Annotated in this window: 17 protein-coding genes and 1 pseudogene; 5 read left to right on the top strand and 13 right to left on the bottom strand. The window is 43.3% G+C overall.

Features of this window, described 5'->3' with window-relative positions; translation table 11 throughout:
- Positions 1-151: 151 nt before the first annotated feature.
- From ACQKMP_RS26625 to ACQKMP_RS26615, 3 genes and pseudogenes are all read right to left on the bottom strand, one after another.
- Positions 152-987: pseudogene (locus ACQKMP_RS26625) on the bottom strand (sugar ABC transporter permease).
- The gene (locus ACQKMP_RS26620) at positions 984-2,291 is read right to left on the bottom strand and encodes an ABC transporter permease subunit (RefSeq protein WP_427471907.1); all 1,308 of its coding nucleotides are present in this window, start codon (positions 2,289-2,291) and stop codon (positions 984-986) included. The pseudogene ACQKMP_RS26625 and the gene ACQKMP_RS26620 overlap by 4 nt, the downstream one beginning before the upstream one ends.
- 19 nt (positions 2,292-2,310) lie before the next feature.
- Positions 2,311-3,645 carry a maltose ABC transporter substrate-binding protein gene (locus ACQKMP_RS26615; protein WP_427471905.1) on the bottom strand — a complete coding sequence of 445 codons (1,335 nt, stop codon included), beginning with the start codon at positions 3,643-3,645 and terminating at the stop codon, positions 2,311-2,313.
- A gap of 453 nt (positions 3,646-4,098) precedes the next feature.
- Here ACQKMP_RS26615 and ACQKMP_RS26610 point away from each other — a divergent pair, with 453 nt between their 5' ends.
- From ACQKMP_RS26610 to ACQKMP_RS26600, 3 genes are all read left to right on the top strand, one after another.
- Entirely contained in the window at positions 4,099-5,859 is a 1,761-nt protein-coding gene (locus tag ACQKMP_RS26610) for a glycoside hydrolase family 13 protein (protein ID WP_427471903.1), read from the top strand.
- Between the two features lie 106 nt (positions 5,860-5,965).
- Positions 5,966-6,475, top strand: a complete 510-nt coding sequence (locus ACQKMP_RS26605; RefSeq protein WP_042191844.1) for a YtxH domain-containing protein — start codon at positions 5,966-5,968, stop codon at positions 6,473-6,475.
- A 149-nt stretch (positions 6,476-6,624) separates the two neighbouring features.
- On the top strand, positions 6,625-6,957 hold the full coding sequence (locus ACQKMP_RS26600; RefSeq protein WP_042191847.1) for a DUF5665 domain-containing protein: 333 nt from the start codon (positions 6,625-6,627) through the stop codon (positions 6,955-6,957).
- A 208-nt stretch (positions 6,958-7,165) separates the two neighbouring features.
- Here the strand turns inward: ACQKMP_RS26600 and ACQKMP_RS26595 are convergent, their stop codons facing one another.
- The 9 genes from ACQKMP_RS26595 to ACQKMP_RS26555 all read right to left on the bottom strand — a co-directional run bounded on the left by ACQKMP_RS26595 (position 7,166) and on the right by ACQKMP_RS26555 (position 17,655).
- Entirely contained in the window at positions 7,166-7,936 is a 771-nt protein-coding gene (locus ACQKMP_RS26595) for a sigma-70 family RNA polymerase sigma factor (protein ID WP_042131042.1), read from the bottom strand.
- Entirely contained in the window at positions 7,933-8,385 is a 453-nt protein-coding gene (gene rsbW, locus ACQKMP_RS26590; protein ID WP_042191848.1) for an anti-sigma B factor RsbW, read from the bottom strand. Before rsbW ends, ACQKMP_RS26595 begins: the two co-directional genes overlap by 4 nt.
- Before the next feature lie 18 nt (positions 8,386-8,403).
- Positions 8,404-8,742, bottom strand: a complete 339-nt coding sequence (locus tag ACQKMP_RS26585) for an STAS domain-containing protein (RefSeq protein ID WP_427471901.1) — start codon at positions 8,740-8,742, stop codon at positions 8,404-8,406.
- Positions 8,743-8,841: 99 nt separating this feature from the next.
- Positions 8,842-10,512 (bottom strand): response regulator, encoded by a 1,671-nt coding sequence (locus ACQKMP_RS26580; RefSeq protein ID WP_042191849.1) that lies wholly within the window; start codon positions 10,510-10,512, stop codon positions 8,842-8,844.
- A gap of 21 nt (positions 10,513-10,533) precedes the next feature.
- Complete coding sequence (locus ACQKMP_RS26575) at positions 10,534-11,400, bottom strand: CheR family methyltransferase (protein ID WP_042191852.1); 867 nt, start codon at positions 11,398-11,400, stop codon at positions 10,534-10,536.
- Between the two features lie 87 nt (positions 11,401-11,487).
- Positions 11,488-15,159: a response regulator gene (locus tag ACQKMP_RS26570; RefSeq protein ID WP_339243505.1), complete on the bottom strand. Its 3,672-nt coding sequence runs from the start codon at positions 15,157-15,159 to the stop codon at positions 11,488-11,490.
- Positions 15,156-16,328, bottom strand: coding sequence for a SpoIIE family protein phosphatase (locus ACQKMP_RS26565; RefSeq protein WP_042191856.1), 1,173 nt, complete (start codon positions 16,326-16,328; stop codon positions 15,156-15,158). The genes ACQKMP_RS26570 and ACQKMP_RS26565 overlap by 4 nt, the downstream gene beginning before the upstream one ends.
- Positions 16,329-16,563: 235 nt before the next feature.
- Complete coding sequence (locus tag ACQKMP_RS26560) at positions 16,564-17,088, bottom strand: hypothetical protein (RefSeq protein ID WP_076300663.1); 525 nt, start codon at positions 17,086-17,088, stop codon at positions 16,564-16,566.
- 60 nt (positions 17,089-17,148) lie between these two features.
- On the bottom strand, positions 17,149-17,655 hold the full coding sequence (locus tag ACQKMP_RS26555; protein ID WP_427471898.1) for a DUF948 domain-containing protein: 507 nt from the start codon (positions 17,653-17,655) through the stop codon (positions 17,149-17,151).
- Positions 17,656-17,843: 188 nt separating this feature from the next.
- Between ACQKMP_RS26555 and ACQKMP_RS26550 the strand changes: the two genes are divergently transcribed.
- Positions 17,844-18,011 (top strand): DUF1328 family protein, encoded by a 168-nt coding sequence (locus ACQKMP_RS26550; RefSeq protein WP_042131050.1) that lies wholly within the window; start codon positions 17,844-17,846, stop codon positions 18,009-18,011.
- 126 nt (positions 18,012-18,137) lie between these two features.
- Positions 18,138-18,512 (top strand): hypothetical protein, encoded by a 375-nt coding sequence (locus tag ACQKMP_RS26545; protein WP_042191861.1) that lies wholly within the window; start codon positions 18,138-18,140, stop codon positions 18,510-18,512.
- A gap of 236 nt (positions 18,513-18,748) precedes the next feature.
- Here ACQKMP_RS26545 and ACQKMP_RS26540 read toward each other — a convergent pair whose 3' ends face one another.
- A complete protein-coding gene (locus ACQKMP_RS26540; protein ID WP_076285484.1) occupies positions 18,749-19,825 on the bottom strand; it encodes an SH3 domain-containing C40 family peptidase in 1,077 nt (358 codons plus the stop codon).
- Positions 19,826-19,945 lie beyond the last annotated feature (120 nt).

Genomic DNA, 19,945 nt, shown 5'->3' with positions numbered 1-19,945 from the left:
ACAATTCCATCAGCAATAAATCCTGAATGACAGGAACATAAATGAAGCTTTTAAATTAAAAAACCACTCCCGCATCAGATTCTTGCTCTTCTGAAAAGGAAGTGGTTTTTATAGAATTCAGTACTGCTGTAGAGTGGGAGCGCAAATCGAACTAACCCTTACTTGCACCCGCGGTCAGACCGTCCACCAGGAATCGCTGAAGGAAAATGAACAGTAGCGTGACCGGGAGAGCAACCAGCACCGCTCCGGCGGCGAACAATGTGAATTCAGTCGAATTGCTTTGATTCACCATCCGGAAAAGCCCGACAGCGAGCGTTCTCGTCTCTTCCGTACGCAATACAAGGTCAGCGAATATGAAATCCACAAAGCAGCCATTAAATATCATAAGACTGGCATAGGTAAGCATCGGTTTGGACAGCGGGATCATTATAGATAGAAAAACTTTCATATGACTCGCCCCATCCATCCGCGCAGCATCTTCCAGACTTTTAGGAATAGTATCAAAAAAACCTTTAGCCACAACACATTGGTGATAATGGCGCCACTGCTGTATACAAGCACAAGTGCCCAATGGGAATTCAGTAGCCCAAGCGTGTTCAGCAGCACGTAAACTGCAATCATAGCCATGAATCCCGGAAACATTTGCAGAACTAGAAGCGCGGTCAGTGTCGTTTTTCTGCCCGTGAACCGATAGCGAGAGATGGCATACGAAGTCAACAGCAGCAGAAAAGTGCCAAGTAGCGTAGACAGCGCTGCAACCTTTAGTGTATTCATGAACCAAATCAAATATTTAGTTTGCTCAAACAGTTCCTTGTAATGAATGAACGTGAAATTTTTAGGAATCAACGAGTCGCTGAACAAACTGTTTCCCGTCTTGAATGAAGACATAATAATCCAAAACGCTGGAAAAAGACTAATAAAACTGAGCACAATCAGTAGCAAATGGCTTCCAATCGTTTTAAACGCTTCTGTCAGTTTTGGCTTCATGCAATCATATCCTCCTCTTTGTAGGATCGCGTTCGGTGGTAGCTCCAGATGGAGAAGGTCGCGACCAGCAGGAAGATGACAATCCCGATTACGGAAGCAAAGCTGTATTGCGATTGGTTAAGCGCCAGTTTGTAGAGCCAAGTCACCAGCAGATCGGTATGGCCCGCGTACTGGTAATCCGGATTAACCGGTTCTCCGTTGGTCATCAGGTAAATGACGTTAAAGCTATTAATGTTACCGGCAAACTGCATGATCAGGATTGGAGCAGTCGCGAACAGTACCATAGGCAATGTAACCATGCGGAATTTGTAGAATGCCCCAGCACCGTCCACTTCAGCAGCTTCGTACATATCCCTTGGAATCGTTGTCAGTACCCCAAAGGCCAGAATCATGGTAACCGGAATTCCGATCCACATATTAGCCAGAATTACGGTGACCTTTGCCCAGAAAGGATTAGTCAGCCAGGCCACCCCCTCCAATCCCAAAGCTCTTACATAACTATTGATCGGTCCGAACTGATTATTGAACATATTACGCATGACGAGCAGAGAAATCATATTAGGAATAGCAAAGGGAACGATCAGCAGTGTACGCCAAAGCTTTTTCCACCGAACACGGGGCTGGTGAATAAGTACAGCGATGAGCACACCTCCAATGTAAGTCGTCGCAGTAGCAATAATCGCCCAGATCAGTGTCCAAGTCAGCACTCCGCCGAAGGTTGAACTCCATACATCCAAACTTAGCATTTTATTAAAATTACCGAACCCCACCCATTCTACTAGATGCGCAGGCGGTAAAATCGGGTCGGCATAGTTCGTAAACGCCAGTAGCACCGAAAAAACAAGCGGCAATATCGTCAGAAAAACCACTGCCACAAAAGGAATCGCTAGTACAAGATAGGCGAAGTTTCTACGCCCCATATGTCTGAGCGATTCACCGAATGAATGAATGGGCTCATTCCGGTCCCGCGCAGCTCCAACTAGAAAGGCATCCCTGATATTCAGTAAATGAAAAGCTGTATAAAACAGCAGCGCCAGCAATGACATCAGACCATTGATCATCATAAAAATGGAGTGATCGCCCTCCACCATCCGGGTTAATTTACCTACCTTGACCATACGGCTTGGAAATTCACCAAGTGTGATCAATCCCCGCAAATAACCCATTAGATCATGAGCAATAAAATAGATTCCAGCAGACCCCACCAGCAGGAATACTAATCCTTTCAGCCACTGTCGATTGAAGAACTGGCCCAGTCCCGGAATAATAGCCGAGAGTAGCGCTGCACCTGTTTTTTTGTGCATAGCTCAAGTCACCTGTCCTTTACTTCGAATCCAGATCGGCCTGAATCGTTGATACAGTCTTATCGAGCGTCTGCTTAACATCAAGACCCGGGTCGTTCCACAGGGATACAAAAGCTGCCTTTAGCGGTTCCCAGACGGATTTGATTTCCGATAGAGAAGGCATCGGCACGGAGTGTTGGAACTGCTCGAAGAATCCACTTATAATCGGATCATCTTTGATTACCGGCGCTTCTCCGGCTTCAATGCTCGCAGGAATCGCACCCGTCATTTCAAAGTTCTTTAGCTGATTCTCCTTGCTGCTTGCAAAATGCGCGAACAAGCGGCTAGCGACCGGATATACCGTATAGGAATTGACATAATACGATTTAACACCGGAAAAAGAAATGCTGTCTTGACCATCAGGTCCCTTAGGAAGAGGCGCCACTCCAAGGTTAACATGATCCTTCAACATCGCTATGGACCAAGGCCCGTCGATGTTCATCGCCAGCTTGCCTTCCTGAAACAATTGAGTTTTAACGTCATAGGTGATATCTCCTGCATTCAATGGGAGAATTCCTTTTAAGCTCTGAAGAAAGGTAAATCCTTTGACGGTGCCTTCATTATTCAAGCCGATATCTTTGACATTCGTATTGTTGTCACCGTAAATGTATCCGCCGAAGCTGCCAATGAATGGATAGCTGTAATACCCGACGAATTCCCACATGATCGCAAATTTGTTCTCTTTCGGCTTATTGTACGTATTGGCAAAAGCGATCACATCATCCCAAGTTTTTGGAGCTTCGGATATCAGATCCTTGTTGTAGAACAGCGCATAGGTCTCCACCGATTTAGGATAGCCGTACAGGATACCGTCATAAGTCGATGCCTGAATAGCTGTCTCCACCATAGTTGATTTCGTTTCTTCCTCAAACACATCATTTGGCAAAAGCAATCCCGCTTTGACAGCCTGACCAATCTGATCATGCGGGAGAGTCAACACATCGGCGGCTAGTTTGGACGGGCCATCTGTCGCCAACCTTGTTCCCTGATCGCCGCCCGCCATTTCCTCAACCTTGACAGGAACGCCGTATTCTTTTTCGAAATCAGCGGCTAACTGCTTCATGTACTCAACCTGCTCCTTGGCTTCCCAGACCGTTAATTCGGCCCCAGCTTCCGGTTTCAGCTCCTCTTCGGCGGGATTCGTCTCATTTGTAGTTCCCCCCGGCTCGTTCACTGTGGAATTCGGGCTTGAATTCGGCTGAGCCGTAGAGTTCCCATTGCCTGAACCGCAAGCCGTAACCGTCAATGCCAACAGCAGACTTAGGGTCAAACTAAATGATACCGCTTGCATTTTAGATCGTTTACTCTTCTTCATTTGCTCATCTCCCCTTTATTCATAAGTGATCAGACCTAACACGCATAGAAAAAGAGCATGCAAAAAAGGTACAACCTCATTCGCACAAAGTGCCGAGGTTGTACCTTTTAGGTAACAGTGCCTTTAATTTGTTTGCGTATTAAGAAAAATCAAGTTCGTTCGCCCTCATTCTATAATACCCATAATTTGGATTGCAATCAGAGTATAGATCCAAATGGGGTTATTTAATAGCACTTTTCTTGTTTTTCCTTATATTTTCTCCTTTTTTCAACTACATACTAAATATTCCATATTGTGAATTCATGTGAAATAATCTCTTGCTTTAATCTTGAGGGGTATGATAAGATTCAGACAAAATTTAAAGGCAATGAAACCGCCAAGGGTTCAACCTCTGATTATCATGAGGTTGGCCCTTTTTTGCGTTTACAGGCCACGAAGGGATGGAAATTGATTATGATTCAACAAGAAGCCGTTTATCATCGCATGGGGCAGAATTGGTCATATGCCTACGATGAGTCTACACTGCATATTCGCATAAGAACTAAACGGGATAACGTGTCAAAGATTGATCTTTTTTGCGGAGATAAATACAGTTGGGACAAAACCCATGAGGTTATTCCCATGCAGCACATGGCTTCTGATAGCTTATTCGATTATTGGCAGGCTGCGGTCCGTCCTGTTTATCGCAGACTCACTTACTATTTTGCACTTTATAACAAAGATGAGGTCCTTTATTATTTGGAAAAAGGCTTCTTCTCAGAGCCTCCAGTCATAATATATGAGGGCTTATTCGACTTTCCTTTCTTGAACCGTGAAGATGTACACTCCCCTCCAGCATGGGTAAAGGATGCAGTATTTTATCAAATTTTTCCGGAGCGTTTCGCAAATGGCGATCCTACTAACGATCCGGCAGATGTGCTAGATTGGGGCGGTACGCCGAGTCCCCGGAATTTCTTCGGAGGAGACTTGCAAGGTGTACTAGATCATTTGGATTATCTCTGTGAATTGGGCATTACCGCCATCTATTTCAATCCTCTGTTTGAGGCAACCACCAATCATAAATATGATATAAAGGATTATTTCTTGGTGGACCCTCATTTTGGAACCAACGCTTTGCTAAAAGAACTTGTCGACGCCTGTCATTCCAAAGGTATCCGCGTCATTCTAGACGGTGTCTTTAATCATTGCGGCCATACCTTTCCGCCATTTGTTGATCTGCTCACCAACGGGCGTTCTTCCCGTTATGCCGATTGGTTTCATGTGCGTGAGTGGCCACCACAAGTCATCGACGGAATTCCCACCTATGACACATTTGCATTCGAGCCTATCATGCCAAAATTCAACACTGAGAATCCTGAAGTCAGAGAGTATCTGTTGAACGTTGGTCGTTATTGGATTGAGGAAATCGGTGTAGACGGTTGGCGGCTTGATGTCGCGAATGAAGTCTCTCATACGTTCTGGCGACAATTCCGTAATACGATCAAAAGCATTAATCCAGAAGCCTATCTTGTAGGCGAAATTATGCATGACTCCTTGCCGTGGCTACTTGGCGATCAATTTGATGCCGTTATGAATTACCCACTAACCAACATTCAGATTAATTTCTTCGCTCACGGACAAATTAATGCTTCACAATTTTCTCTATCGATTGCTACTATGCTAGCGAATTACCCGCAGCAAATTACAGAGGCCACTTTTAATCTATTAGACAGCCATGACACAACTCGTTTCCTGACCCTTTGCGGTGGTGACATCCGGAGATTAAAACTGGCCGTTTTGTTCCAAATGACCTTTCAGGGAGCACCATGTATTTACTATGGCGATGAAATCGGTATGGAAGGTGAATATGACCCAGATAATCGTAAATGTATGGAGTGGGACATCAAGAAACAGAACAGGGAACTGTTTGAATACTATCGCTGGACGATCGGTCTTCGTAATTCGCATACTGCGTTCCGTAGTAGCGGCTTTAAATCGCTGGAGATCCCGGACCACCCAAGACTGCTTGTATATGAACGGTGGGACGAACATAACCGCTTCTTAATCGTGCTCAACAATGAAGAGGTGCTAGTCGACGCCACCATTCCTGTACCCGGGATGGATGCTATATGGGTAAACCTAGAGACGCAGAAGCGAACAGAAAAATTCACATCATTACTACATCTGAATCTGCCCGAATTCGGCTATGCGGTATTCCAAGCTGTTAATAAATAGTCCATAACAAGAGCCCCTCGCCATCTACGCCTTGCTCATCAATTGTTTCAGCCTATACGCCAAAGTTTAAATACGAAGTAAGATAACTTATAAGGAGTGATTGGTGATGAGTAACGTAGAACATAAAGTAGAGCATGAAGTAGAAAACGGAAGCAACTTTTTCAAAGGTATCTTTATTGGTAGCTTAATAGGTGCTGCAGCAGCCCTATTATTTGCACCAAAGCCTGGTCGTGAAATGCGCAGTGATCTGTCCGATAAACTTACGCTTGCTACTGACAAAACTAAAGAAGTTGCTGGTGTCGTAACTGACAAGACCAAAGCCATTGCCACAACGGTAGGTGAAAAAGCAACCGATCTGGCTAGTACAGTTTCAGTCAAAGCTTCTGATATCTACACTACTGTCAGTGACAGCAAGCAGCAAATTGCCGCTACCCTTCAAGAAGCAGGCAGCAAAATTGGTGACACTGTAAGTGAAGCTTCAAATAATGTAGCCTCTGATGTTAAAGACGCTTCTAAAGAAGTGGCTGACGAAGCCAAAGCATCCTCTAAAGAAGTCGCCGATGAGGCTAAAGATGCGAAAGAGGATGTTAAATCCTCCTATAAATCCAGTTACTAATCTGCGGCATAATACAGCTATCATTTCATTCGACAACAGCCAGCTGTCCGCAGCTGGCTGTTGTTTAGTTATACCCTATATAAAGTTTCATCTGATTGAATAGATCCTTAATGAATGCCCGATCGGGCTACAGAAAGCAGGGGTGCTCCATGGGAGAATCAAATAGCCAAACAAAAGCATATGAAATTGATGAACATCCTTTCGAATTACGGCATGAGGTCAAACGCTTAAACAACCGTCTGGATAAGATTGCTGACTCACTAGAAAAATCAGAATTTAAGGACATCCTTGATAACTACTCAGATCCCAAAAAAAGAATTATCACAAACTTGATGGCCGGTATATCCCGAGGTCTCGGCCTATCTCTCGGAACGTTCGTAGTCCTTGGTGTTCTGGGCTACATTCTTAGTCTATTTCTTGATGTTCCCGTGATCGGTGAATACCTTGGCGAGATCAAAAAATACATTGATGCGAACAGCTAACAAGTGGGCTATTTATCGCCCATCTATCACCGCTCCCCCTTACCCCGCTTGTCCGGCTAATCCTTCAAGGTTAGCCGGACAAGCGGGGTAAGGGCGTTGTGGAACACAAATAAAGGACATGCTATTCTCCAGGCACGGAGAGAGGCATGTCCTTATCGTCGAACAGTAGAATTCAAATCCAGGTAATGTATATTACACATAAAGGAGCTCAATAGGATGAGTTGGCCATAATCTGCTTTAACTTCTCAGTGGCCCGCTTCTGTATCCGTGAAACACTCATCTGTGAAACCCCCAGCTTCTGAGCAATTGCCCGCTGGGATTGACCATCTTGGAAGGCTAGCAGCAACACTTGCTGCTCTTGCTCCTTCAATTGTCCTAGTGCTTGCTGCAGATCCATTCGTTTCTCTACAGTCTCGTAATCGTTCGCATCAGAGCTGATAAGCTCCCCTAGCGTAGCTCCAGTCTCCTCTTGAGAAAGCGGTGAATCTAGAGATACGTAATGGTAACATTCTCTGCCTGCCAGTACTTCTACAGTTTCTTCAACAGACAGATCAAGATAATGAGCGATCTCATCGACCGCAGGAGAACGCTCAAGCTTCACTGTAAGTTCATCAATCGCGTGTTGAACAAGCGCTCCTTTTTCTTTAATCCGTCTAGGAACCTGTATGTACCAAGATTTATCACGCAAATAATTCTTCATATGTCCAATCATGCTTTTCATCGCATAGGGCTCAAAAGGGATTCCGAGACTGATATCATATTGCTGCAGTAACCGGATGAGCGCCATTTGCCCGACCTGATATAAATCCTCATACAAGTCGGGGCGATTACGGGAAATCTTCCCAGCAGCCATTTTCACCATAGGCTCATATTTCTGTATCAGCAACGTCGCCTGATCGTTATCCTTGGTCTGCTGATACTCCCAAATTTGGGTGACTGCTTCATTCATGGACTCGGGGGGAGTCACTTTGTCACTCATACTTTCTCCTCGCTAAAATTAAGGTGCTTCTTCAAAGTTACCACCGTCCCTTTTCCGGCTTCACTTACGACACTAACGTCATCCATCAACGCTTGCATTAAGTAGAACCCTAACCCGCCAACCTGAACGTCACTTAACTCCTTATCATGCAGTGTCATACGTTCATTAGACTTGTCCAAGCCGTCAAAGCTCTCCCCTTCGTCTTTGACTGTAATGGATAAGGAGCTTTCCTCTACCTCAAAAATAACATCTACTACTCCGTCTTTTTGGCCATAGGCATATAATACTGAATTGTTACACGCCTCTGACACTGCCACTTTCATGTCTTCTATATCCTCATAGGTGAAACCCATTTTCGAGGCAATGCCGTATAAATTCAACCTAACAATATCCACATACTCTGCGCTAGCAGGCAACTGAAGAATTACTTTTTGCACATCATCACTCATTCTTTGTTCTATCCTTTCCTAGTGGGAATTCTCTTGGGAGGCAAAAAACTTGGAAATACCAGTCATGTCAAACAACTTCTGAATTTGTGGAGGAACATCCTCAACCATAAACTTAACGTCCATTCCTTGTCTTGATTTCAGGATCGAAAGTAGAATACCAATCCCTGTGCTATCGATGTATTTTAATTCTTTTAGATTAATAACTAAATCTAGTTTGGTGTCTCCCACAAGTGGCTCCATAACCAGGCGGAAATCGGAAGCAACTGATAAATCAAGTTCACCACTCAGGAAAACTGAGCATACATTCCCTTTGGTTTCTGTCTTAGCATGGAACTTGTTACTTTTATGCGTATTCATTAGACGATCTCTCCTGAACAAATATTTTCTATATTAATAACCTTAATGATATACCTTTGAATCAGATAACGTTAAAAAAACGGATTGGTAAATACTAGATTACGCTTGGAAAATAGATATATCAGGTTCTACTAATACATTGTCGTTGCTAGAATATCGAGAAATAATTTGTTTTATACTACTCATCTTCAGCGGTTTGCTGATGTAATCATCCATTCCAGAGGCCTTACAGCGATTCTGAATTCCTTCCATGACGTTCGCCGTCATTGCAATGATAACGGTCTTCTCGGCAGCAGGACCACCCTCTCGACGAATTTGAGCGGTCGCCTCCAAGCCATCCATCACTGGCATTTGAAGGTCCATAAAGATAAAATCATAAGGGTGTTTAATCGCCATCTCCACAGCCTGTTGACCATCTTCAGCCATATCGGCCGCATAGCCCAGCTTATCCAGCATGCTGACCATTAGACGCTGATTAATCGGATGGTCATCCACAACAAGGATTCTACTTCTTCCCTCTTGATTGGAAACAGGATGTGTGGATTCCTCTTCTTGATATCCACCTATCAAATCTTCTCCTGGCATAGATACCTGAATCGTAAAGATAAAAGTGGCTCCTTTTTGCTCCATCGATTCTACCCGAATTTCTCCGCCCATCATTCCGACAAGAGATTTACATATAGCTAGTCCCAGACCTGTTCCCCCATATTTCCGTGTCATGGAAGAATCAAGCTGCGAGAAGGGCTCAAATAGTCGGTCACATTTCTCCGGAGAAATACCAATCCCCGTATCCATAATTGTGAACTCAACTTCCATTTTATGATCCGCAACGCTCTTGATCGAGGCGACTAGATAGACCCCACCTTGATTTGTGAATTTAACTGCGTTAGCGATCAGATTAATTAAAACTTGGCGTAAACGAGCCATATCCCCATATAAAAGCCGAGGCAATTTCTGATCAATAAAATAAGCGAGCTCCAGGTTCTTCTTTCCTGCTTCTATCGAGAAGAGGCTGAACACCTCTTGAATACAATTTCGGAGTTCAAATAAGTGCTCTTCAACTTCCATTTTTCCAGATTCCATTTTAGTAAAATCAAGAATGTCGTTAATTACCGTAATCAACGTGTCCGCACTTTTCCGAATGATCTCCGAATATTCCTTTTGCTCAGAAGTAAGATCCGTCTCCATTAATAGATCGATCATGCCAACTACGCCGTTCATAGGTGTACGAATTTCATGACTCATCATGGCTAGAAATTCCGACTTTGCTTTCGAGGCAATCTCCGCCTCTTCTTTTGCCTTGATAAGCTCACTATTAATGATTTCCAGTTCTTTCGTCTTTTGCTGCAGCAGCATGGTTTGAGTCTGATGCTTCTTGCTCGTGATGTACATTTCGACAAAGCCTTGTATCTTAGAGTTCAAAATTTGTGGAATGAAAGGCTTGACCATATAATCAATAGCCCCTGCCGAATAGCCCGCGAATAAATGCTCCGCTTCTTTGCTATTGGCAGAGATAAAAATAATCGGAATTTCCTTCGTTTTCTCTCTGGCCTTGATCAATTTGGCAGTTTCAATTCCATCCATACCCGGCATCTGTACATCTAGTACAATGACAGCAAAATCATACCTTAACAAACAGCGCAACGCTTCTTCACCGGAGGTAGCTTTAATTAGCTCGTAATGCTGGCTCTCAAGCACTGCCTCCAGCGCCAGCAAATTTTCAGGACGGTCGTCTACTAGTAGTATATGAATTGGTTCTTGAAACCCCATAGGACCACCCTCCTACATGCGTTATTTTATGTTACGGTATATTTTCTCCACTCTGTCTAAAGATTCATAGCAATCGCTATATTTCGTAAAGTGAATGGACTCCTTAGAGCCCAGAACAAGGATTCCAAAGCGACTTAGACTTTCATGAAACAACCCGTGAACATGATCACGAAGCTCATCATTGAAATAGATCATTACATTCCGGCAGAGAATAACATTAAATTCATTAAATGAAGTGTCAGTAGCTAAATTATGCTCAGCAAAAATAATATTTTTGCGTAAATAAGGTTGTAAAATAACTGAGTTATACTTAGCAGTATAGTATTCGGAAAATGCCCGGGTACCTCCTGCCTCCAAATAATTCTTTGTGTATTGCTTCATTCTGCTAATATCATAAACGCCTTCCTTAGCCTGCTGTAAAGAACGCTCATTCATATCTGTGGCATAAATTCGAGCCTTATCGTAAAGCCCTTCTTCATGAAGCAGGATGGCCATAGAATAAACTTCCTCCCCAGTGGAACATCCGGCATGCCAGATACGAATATAGGGATAGGTTCTTAACAAAGGAACTACCTTCTGGCGAAAAGTTAGAAATAATCCCGGATCCCTGAACATTTCAGTCACAGGAATAGAGAGACTGTAGACAAATCGTTCAAAACAAGCCCGATCATGCAGAACCTTCTCTTGCAGCGCGGATATGGTGAGTACATTCTCCGCATGAACATGATGCCAGATGCGCCGTTTTAATGAAGGCAACGCATAATTCCGGAAATCATAGCCATATAAACGGTGTACCCCATCAAGAAGCAGCTCAATCTCAATTTGCTCCAGTTCGTCACTTCCCGCCAGAACGGGTTGCTCCTCATATCCGTGTTCTATTGCTTTCATTGTTATCCCGACTCCCTTATCAACACGCCGCACTTTTGAAGAATGGCTTTTTGTTAGTTCTTTTAAAGTATTACCCCAATATTAAGGTTACGAATACAGCCAGACTCGCATTAAAGATAGAAGTTGACCTGTTGCAATTGGCTTCTTCATATAGTCAGAGGCTCCAGCTTCAATGCATTTGGCACGATCCTCTTTCATAGCTTTGGCGGTCAGCGCAATAATAGGCAGTTTCTGATACTGTGGCATCTCGCGAATCCGGCGCATAGCCTCATATCCGTCCATTTCTGGCATCATCATATCCATTAGCACAAGATCAAAATCTTCTTGCTCTACCAGCATTTCCAGCGCTTCGCGTCCATTCTCCGCAAACTTCACTTCCATATGATACTCTTCGAGTACGCTGGAGAGCGCAAAGACATTGCGAATATCATCATCGACGAGCAGTATTTTCTTTCCTTCAAACAATTCTTCTTTATTATGAAGCTTCTGCAGAATCTTACGTTTATCTTCCGGAAGATTTGCTTCTACCCGGTGCAAGAACAATGTTGTCTCATCCAACAACCGCTCTGGAGAACGTACATCCTTGATAATGATTGATTCCGCATATTTACGCAGCTGCGTCTCTTCTTTGCCATCCAAATCCTTACCCGTATAAATAATAATAGGCAGATCATTTAATTCCTCATCATCACGAATCTGATCCAGCAGATCGAAGCCTGTCATATCCTCAAGCATCAAATCTAGAACCATACAATCATATCTCTGCTTCCGCAGCTCATTCAGTGCTTCCCCGCCAGTTGAAACTGCGGTTATGGCCACATCGTCGTGACCGATCAACTCCATGATAGAACGACGTTGAATCTCATCATCCTCTACAATCAGCAAGTACTTCAACGTACTGGAGGTGTAGTTCTCGATTTGCGAGAAAGCCCGTTCTAGCGCCTCTCTAGAAGAAGGTTTTCTTAAATAAGCCATTGCCCCCATCATAAGCCCCTGCTTCACTTCATCATTTACAGAGATGACATGGACAGGGATATGGCGAGTCTGTGATGCACTCTTTAGTTCTCTAAGGATGGTCCAGCCATCCATAACCGGCAGCTGAATATCAAGAATAATCGCATCTGGTAAATAAGTCTTCGCCATCTGCAATCCGGTATCCCCTTGGAGGGCTACCAGTCCTTTGAAGTTGCGGCCATGAGCCATATCCAGCAGAATTTTTGCGAAGCTCTCATCATCTTCAATAATAAGTAAAACCTTATCATTTGCAGTTAATTGATCACGATCATCATCGATCACCAATTGTGGGATAGGTGCATGAGCCTGCGTTGGTACAAGGGTTGGAAGTATATCTCCAATATACCCCTCGAAGGTTGCATCTTCTCTAGAAGCAGCAGCTTCTATTACTGCAGGTTGCTGCTTAATATAATTCCCTATAACTGGCAAATACATAGTAAAGGTACTACCTTGGCCCTCACGGGATTCCAGTACAATAGCTCCACCCATTAAACGTGCTAACTCACGGCTAATGGACAAACCTAAGCCTGTCCCCCCAAATTTACGGCTGGTAGTTCCATCCACCTGTTGGAAGGCTTCGAACACAATATCAGTTTTGTCTGCCGGAATACCAATTCCGCTATCCTTTACAGCAATAGCAATATATTCAACTTCACCTGGCAGATCTAGCGGAATAAGATTGTCATCTGCTTGGCTAACCGAGAACTCAATAAATCCTTCCATCGTAAATTTAAAGGCATTAGAAAGCAGATTTCTTAGCACCTGCTTCAACCGATGACCATCGGCAATGACACTATCTGGCAGTGGCTCATTAAAGGTAATTTTTAAAGAAAGTCCCTTTTTGAGCGCTTGCGGAGCAAAATTCTGCTTCACAAAGCTCTTCAGCTCCGTTAATTTAATTTCTTCTTGGTTCAGTTCCATTTTGCCAGCATCAACCTTGGATAAGTCCAAAATCTCATCAATCATCTTAAGCAAGTCTGCACCTGACATATAAATCGTATGTGCAAATTCAACCTGTTTCTCTGACAAGTTGCCATCCTTATTCTCCGTGAGTAGCTGCGACAGAATCAAGAGACTGTTGAGCGGAGTTCGCAATTCATGAGACATATTCGCCAAGAACTCTGATTTATATTTACTAGTAACGGATAATTGCTTGGCCTGTTTCTCTAATTGAATTTTTGCATGCTCAATTTCATCCTTCTTCTCTTCAACCTCCTGCACTTGTTCCTCTAAAGCGCGGGTCTTCGCAATAAGTTCCGTATTATAATGCTCCAGTTCTTCCTGCTGACGCTGGAGCAATTCTTCCGAACGTTTAAGCGCATCCGTCTGCTCTTCCAAGTTCTCATTGGAACGACGCAATTCCTCTTGCTGAGTCTGTAGTTCCTCCGACTGACACTGCAGCTCCTCCGTAAGAGCTTGTGAATCACGCAACAATTTCTCCACGATCAAACGACGGCTAATATTATTAAAAATAATACTTAAATTATTAGCGAGTTGTTGCAGTAAATCATTTTTCAAACTGCTAAAAGGTTGGAATGAAGCAAATTCTACTACGCCTAGCAGTTCGTCTTCAAAAATAAGCGGATGGATAGAAATATATCCAGGTTGCGCATCCACGAATCCGGACTTAACGGATGAATAGTCTTCAGGAGCCTTCTCCAGTCTGATCGGGTGCATATCGAGCGCACTTTGTCCTACAAGCCCTTCTCCAATCACAAACCCGTCCTTAGGTTTCTTATCATTATCTACTGCATAATATCCACTGCTTCGTAAAAAGTCAGGACGATTGGCATCTTTTAAATATACAGCTCCGAACTGTGCTCCCAGCACAGGGGTAAACTCATTGATGAAGGTCTGTGAGACCTGATCCAAGGAGCTAACACCTCGCAATAGTTCCGTCACCCGAGCAACATTCGCATTCAGCCAGGATTGGTCATTCTGCGCTTGCGCATAGGCCTGTTCCATTTGCTGCTTCTGTTCAAGATCTAAAGCCATCTTCTTAAAGACAAGAGCAACCTCACCAATTTCATCTTTAGTAGTAACCTTTATACGCCGTATGGCCCTCACTCTACCGTTGCCAAAGCTGGTAATCATCATCGAAACGACATTAAGCCCCCGAGTGATGCTTGGGATGATCCATAAAACCACTCCAAGTCCGAGAAGTAAGCCCATAATCATCATTAGAACTACCATCTGAGTCGAACTTTTATAAGCTTCGTTGGCCTTCGTACTCTCTTCATTCATAATAAAAGCATTATAATCAGAGAGACTGTTCAGAGCGTTTAACACGGCATTCTGAATCGCTTGTCCCTCTGTGTTGGAATACGTGCTAGCATTCTGAAAATAACCAGCCGATAGCAGTTTCAATACCTTTTCCTGATAATTTAAATAAGTGGTGTACGCATCATCTATTTGACCAACCATTTGCATTTCTTCAGCGCTAGTCATCGATGCTTTTATTTTCTCGTAGTGCTCATTCGCTTTAGTAATCTTTTTATTAATCTCATTCTTTTGAGATTCTACCGATGATGCATCTGCACTCAACATGGTCGTGGTCAATATTCGCGCCATATCATTGACTTCTCCACGCATCCCCGAAGAAGACCGCCCCTTCATATATCTATCCTGATACCCTTCCAGTTGGTTATTCATATAATTTAAGCGGTCGTACCCTATCATCGTAAGTGCAAGCATAATCGCTAACATGGCACTGAAGCCAATTAAGAGTTTAGCCTTTATCTTCATTCTCTATCTGTTCCCTTCTTCAGTGAGATCCACACAATACACTTATCATCATCACGCTCTTTAGGAACCTCAACATTGAAAAAAGCAGCTCGAATAGCTTCTTCGTTCCACTCATGTTCAACATTTAAATGTTGAATCATAAATTTCAGCTGCTCTTCTTGTTCGCCCTCAACCAGTTCCAATAGACCATCTGTATAAAGAACTAGATGCCCTTCATCTTCATAGGTTAAGCTCTGTGGCTGAATATCAATCCGTTCAAACAAACCTACTGGGTGACAGTTACTTTCCAGCATGACTGGAGTCTTAGCCACACCTTCAAAAAATAGCGCAGGTGGATGCCCGGCGTTGACGTAGTCAATACGTTTCATACGGGTATCTATCACAAGATAAATGGTCGTAAAGTAGTATTGGATCAGCTTTTTCTCAATATAGAGCTGATTAAACCTTCGATTGAGCTCTTGAATTACCTTTTCCGGCTCTACATACGTAGTTACCGTGTCCTTTAACACAGAAGCAAGAAACATACAAAAAAGAGATGACGATATTCCGTGTCCCATAATGTCCAGCAGGATCACGCCATATCGGCCATCACCAAGGGGATACCACGCGTATAAATCACCGGCAAGCTCAGAGGATGGCTGATAGATGGCATTGACCTCAAAATCCTCTTCCTGAAGAGGCAAGCTCAACACAGCATTCTGAACAAGTGCGGCCAGTCTCAATTCTTCTTGAATTCGCTGATCTCGTTCCTTATGCCAATCTTTCTCTCGCTTCAACCGCAGCGCGAGCCGAATTCTGGCCATCAGCTCCACTTTGTTAATGGGTTTCGTAACATAATCTACTGCACCTGCATCCAGTGCTTCTGCCAGCTTCTTGGAATCTCCAACAGCTGTAACCATTATTATTGGAATATCCTTTAGGTGTTCGTATTGCTGTACAACACGACATGCCTCGATTCCATCCATTTCCGGCATCATCATATCCAGTAAAATCAGATCGATATCTGACATCCGAGGACGTCCATCTTCACTCACAGAACCGATACCCAACCGTGTAAGCATCTCTTTTGCAGAGGATGCGGTTACGAAATTTCGGTAATCTTCTTTTTTCAGGATTTCACGGATAATGATAACATTAGTCGGATTGTCATCTACGATTAAGATTCTCATCATCTTCACCTCACACGAATAGTATTACGAACGTAAAATTCTGCGACTCATTACCTATATCATACGCTATTTAAATGTGTTATTTCTATTTTTAATATATGTAAATATAGTAATAGGTTCATTTACGCCTTCAGCAAAGTAACCTCCCGAACCACTACATCTAGTGGTTCGGGAGGTTACTCTATGGTAAAGACAGCCTCTGTTTATTAACCAAAATAATCAAAAGTGAAACATATTAAGAAGAAATACTATCAAATAAATCAATACCTTCAAATTCACCTGCCAAATTTCGGTATATTTTGAGCGCATTGTTTCCTCTCATATATACATCACCATCTTCGGCAATAAAATACGGTTTACCCAAGGTCGATTGCACATTATCCTTCACGGGATCAATTCCCACCCCATTTACCTGTAGACCAAACTGCTGTGCTTGAGAAGGTGAGACATGCACATACAGTACAAACCCCTCACCAACACCCACTGTTACATCTGCGTATTGGTACTCCTCTGTCCCTTGCAATGGATCATTTGTTACCGCCAGCGGATTGCCCTTGGCCAGAAGCAATTCTTCCTTCGTAGCATATAAAGCAACACCTTGCAGTGAATCAAACTGATTTATAGCAGGGCTCGTTTCTGAGGAATGTTCAAATGTAAGAACTGTCTTAGGCTGATCACTAAAAGTCGAGATAGGCGTCAACTGTGGAGACGCATCAAAGTATGGGGAAAGTAGACTAAACAAGAGTATGATAATGTTCATGTTGTTATCCCACCTTTCTTATCTGCAGCCGCCATTTACAGAGGACTTGCTGCCTTAACTTTAATGACGGAATTTTTTCCAAAGAGTTGCAGCTACATCTACACTTTTTAACACAGTAGCTATTTTCCCCGATGCTTTCTCGTTATTAACAGCATCATAAGAGTTTACCGTACGTTCCTCAGCTGGAGTCAGCGGAGCTTCTTTTATGGATACCCCCTTACGCTTCTCCCTCAGTTCATGTGATTTACGATATCTCTCAATCACAGTTACTGAAACTTGCTTAACGGTTAAGGTTAACTCATTCATAACTTCTCCCAAATTCTTCACAGAATCTATGACAGGATCAATCTTCTGAATTTTATTCTGTACATCAGCGGTAATTTCATTTGCATGTCTGACTGTAGTCTTCACTTCATAAGTCAGTTCATCCATCGTCTTCTGCACTTCCACCAAGGTCTGGCTTACTTTGTCGAGAGATTGCTTCGCTGACTGCAAAGTCTTAATTAGAAAGAAAACAAGTATTGCGAATGCGATAGCAACGAGAGCTACACTAAGTTCAATGATCATATTCATAACCCCTTCCAAATCTCATAAATAGTGGCTAATCAGCCTTGTATACTGCATAGTTACCCCCACTACCATATGCCGAAACAATCTGTCGAGCGTTGTCAAAATTCCCTGCTCCCCTTTGTTTCAGAATCAAAGTCCCCGTTTATACAATGACTACAAATCAAAAAAAGGATAGGTGATATGTAATGTTAAAATGGTCCGCAATTCTGCTAGTTGTAGCTGTAATCGCTGGTATCTTTGGTTTCTTCAATCTTGTAGCAGCCGCTGCTGGTCTTGCAAAGATACTATTCTTCGTATTCTTGGTTCTGTTTGTTGTTTCCCTCTTCACGGGACGCAGAGGTAGATCGATGTAGCCTCCTCCCATATCTATCCATATATCTTATTCATCATGCAGAAAGTATAGGTCATTCCCACACAGATGTCACTTGAGAAAATAAGAAAAAGTTTTGAAGTTAGATCATAATGAGGAGGAACTTAACATGAAAAAATTCGCCAGCATTACACTTGCCTTGGGACTTATGGCTTCAATAGCAGCTACAGCATCAGCCGCTGAGGTAACAGGGACAACTACAGATTCTACGCCCGGAACTGGAAGCACTTACACAACATCTTTTGAAACGATCATTACCCCATCGGATATTACTCCAGCCACACCACAAATTGTTCTAACCGAAAAAACAGCTTTCCACTTTTCAGTTGGCAGTATGATTCCCGCAGGCTGGCTTAGCGCTCAAACGCTTGATACCACAGGTGAAGTGATTACGGATACTTGGGGCAATGAATGGAGAGAAATCTACACTTGGCTAGGAAAAGCGTGGGTAAAGGTTCCTGTTGCTGCCAATGTAATTATGTAATTAGTACAGAAAAGATGATAACAAGCATAAACGCCTTCGGCGTCCCTATAAGGACGGCAAGTGTTTAAGCGAGAAATATAAGGATAATTTATAGAACGGAACATATAAATTCTTATATTTACAAAAAGCTACCCCCTCAGTAGATCATTCTACTGAGGGGGTAGCTTTTGCGCTTACGCCGCCTTTGTTCACCCGTCACAAACATGCGATGCTGCCGCTTCTGTATACCTATATAATTATCGGATGACCGATCCCCCGAAGAGGAAACGATTCGTCCAAGAAGCGCTTAATTTATCTACTTTCACCCCGCCTGAAGCTACGGAATACGTATGGAGAACTTGTCCATCTCCTAGATACATAGCAACATGCGATATTCTTGCCTTAGATTTGTCGATCCCTTCATACGCTGAAGCGGAGTTCCCTTTATAATCCATAAAGAACATTAGATCGCCGCGTTTCAAACCGGAAGTAGACGTAACTACCGTACTATTCGATTTCACCCAATCTCCCTGTTGACGGGAATCAGCAGGCAGTTTCAAATTCACAGCATCCATGAAAATTTGCCGGATAAAATCAGAACAATCGAAGGTGCTTGTATCATATCTGCTGGAACCAAACTCATAAGGTGTACCCAGATAGCCCATACCTGCTGAGATTACGCTCTCGATTTGGGCAGAAGCCCCAGGTGTAGAAATAGGTGGTACTGGTGCTGGCGGCGTTGGTGTCGGCGTTACCGTCCCAGTCCCCCCATTATTAGCGAACGAAGTATATTGATCACTTGAACTTATATATCCAATGCTACCATCAGAGGTTTGAATTTGATACCAGGAGCTGTTCGGCTGTGCCAGAAGCTGTACTTGTTCCCCCTTCTTCAGAAGTCTCAGTACTTTTCCACTTGTAGAAGGCGCAGTTCGAAGATTCACTCCGTACTTTATGGTTCCCGTTTGTGCTGATGGTGCTGTTGGTGTACCTACTGAAGATGAATTTACGCTGATATACTTATCATCTGTACTAGTATAGCCTACGGAACCATCCGCTGCTTTCACCTGATACCAATAGCTATTCGGTTGTGCCACAATCTGCACTTGATCTCCTTTTTGCAAATACTTCACTACTTCTCCACTTGTAGAAGGTGTACTGCGAAGGCGAACACTTGCCTCGATGACCGCTGTTTGACCGGCTGCTGCTGCCATAACTGAATTTGATGGACTTGAGGCTGCTGCTGCATTTCCAGGAGCAGATACTCCTAAACCTGCAACAATTGCAGCTGAAACCAATAAGGATGCTGTTAATTGCTTATGTGATTTAATCATACGTTCCCCCAATACCATGATGAGATTTCAACAAAGGTGTGAACTACATTCCTTTATGCCCTCATTATAGGCTTGCCCGGGATTTGGAACATGCTCCAAATTGCACATATAATCATGCCA

The organism is Paenibacillus sp. NPDC101420 (assembly GCF_050277435.1).
Lineage (GTDB): Bacteria > Bacillota > Bacilli > Paenibacillales > Paenibacillaceae > Paenibacillus_AQ.
The sequence above is the reverse complement of the archived record's forward strand: the minus strand, read 5'-3'. Positions and strand labels throughout refer to the sequence as shown.

Bases quoted from the DNA above. Each gene is read 5' to 3' on its own strand.
- ACQKMP_RS26585 (WP_427471901.1), bottom strand. From the start codon at position 8,742: ATGAATACGCATAAAAGTAACAAGTTCCATGCTAAGACAGAAACCAAA.
- ACQKMP_RS26550 (WP_042131050.1), top strand. From the start codon at position 17,844: ATGTTAAAATGGTCCGCAATTCTGCTAGTTGTAGCTGTAATCGCTGGT.
- ACQKMP_RS26570 (WP_339243505.1), bottom strand. From the start codon at position 15,159: ATGAAGATAAAGGCTAAACTCTTAATTGGCTTCAGTGCCATGTTAGCG.
- ACQKMP_RS26580 (WP_042191849.1), bottom strand. From the start codon at position 10,512: ATGGGGTTTCAAGAACCAATTCATATACTACTAGTAGACGACCGTCCT.
- ACQKMP_RS26620 (WP_427471907.1), bottom strand. From the start codon at position 2,291: ATGCACAAAAAAACAGGTGCAGCGCTACTCTCGGCTATTATTCCGGGA.
- ACQKMP_RS26545 (WP_042191861.1), top strand. From the start codon at position 18,138: ATGAAAAAATTCGCCAGCATTACACTTGCCTTGGGACTTATGGCTTCA.
- ACQKMP_RS26540 (WP_076285484.1), bottom strand. From the start codon at position 19,825: ATGATTAAATCACATAAGCAATTAACAGCATCCTTATTGGTTTCAGCT.
- ACQKMP_RS26615 (WP_427471905.1), bottom strand. From the start codon at position 3,645: ATGAAGAAGAGTAAACGATCTAAAATGCAAGCGGTATCATTTAGTTTG.
- ACQKMP_RS26605 (WP_042191844.1), top strand. From the start codon at position 5,966: ATGAGTAACGTAGAACATAAAGTAGAGCATGAAGTAGAAAACGGAAGC.
- ACQKMP_RS26575 (WP_042191852.1), bottom strand. From the start codon at position 11,400: ATGAAAGCAATAGAACACGGATATGAGGAGCAACCCGTTCTGGCGGGA.
- ACQKMP_RS26600 (WP_042191847.1), top strand. From the start codon at position 6,625: ATGGGAGAATCAAATAGCCAAACAAAAGCATATGAAATTGATGAACAT.
- ACQKMP_RS26610 (WP_427471903.1), top strand. From the start codon at position 4,099: ATGATTCAACAAGAAGCCGTTTATCATCGCATGGGGCAGAATTGGTCA.
- ACQKMP_RS26560 (WP_076300663.1), bottom strand. From the start codon at position 17,088: ATGAACATTATCATACTCTTGTTTAGTCTACTTTCCCCATACTTTGAT.
- ACQKMP_RS26555 (WP_427471898.1), bottom strand. From the start codon at position 17,655: ATGATCATTGAACTTAGTGTAGCTCTCGTTGCTATCGCATTCGCAATA.
- rsbW (WP_042191848.1), bottom strand. From the start codon at position 8,385: ATGAGTGATGATGTGCAAAAAGTAATTCTTCAGTTGCCTGCTAGCGCA.
- ACQKMP_RS26565 (WP_042191856.1), bottom strand. From the start codon at position 16,328: ATGAGAATCTTAATCGTAGATGACAATCCGACTAATGTTATCATTATC.
- ACQKMP_RS26595 (WP_042131042.1), bottom strand. From the start codon at position 7,936: ATGAGTGACAAAGTGACTCCCCCCGAGTCCATGAATGAAGCAGTCACC.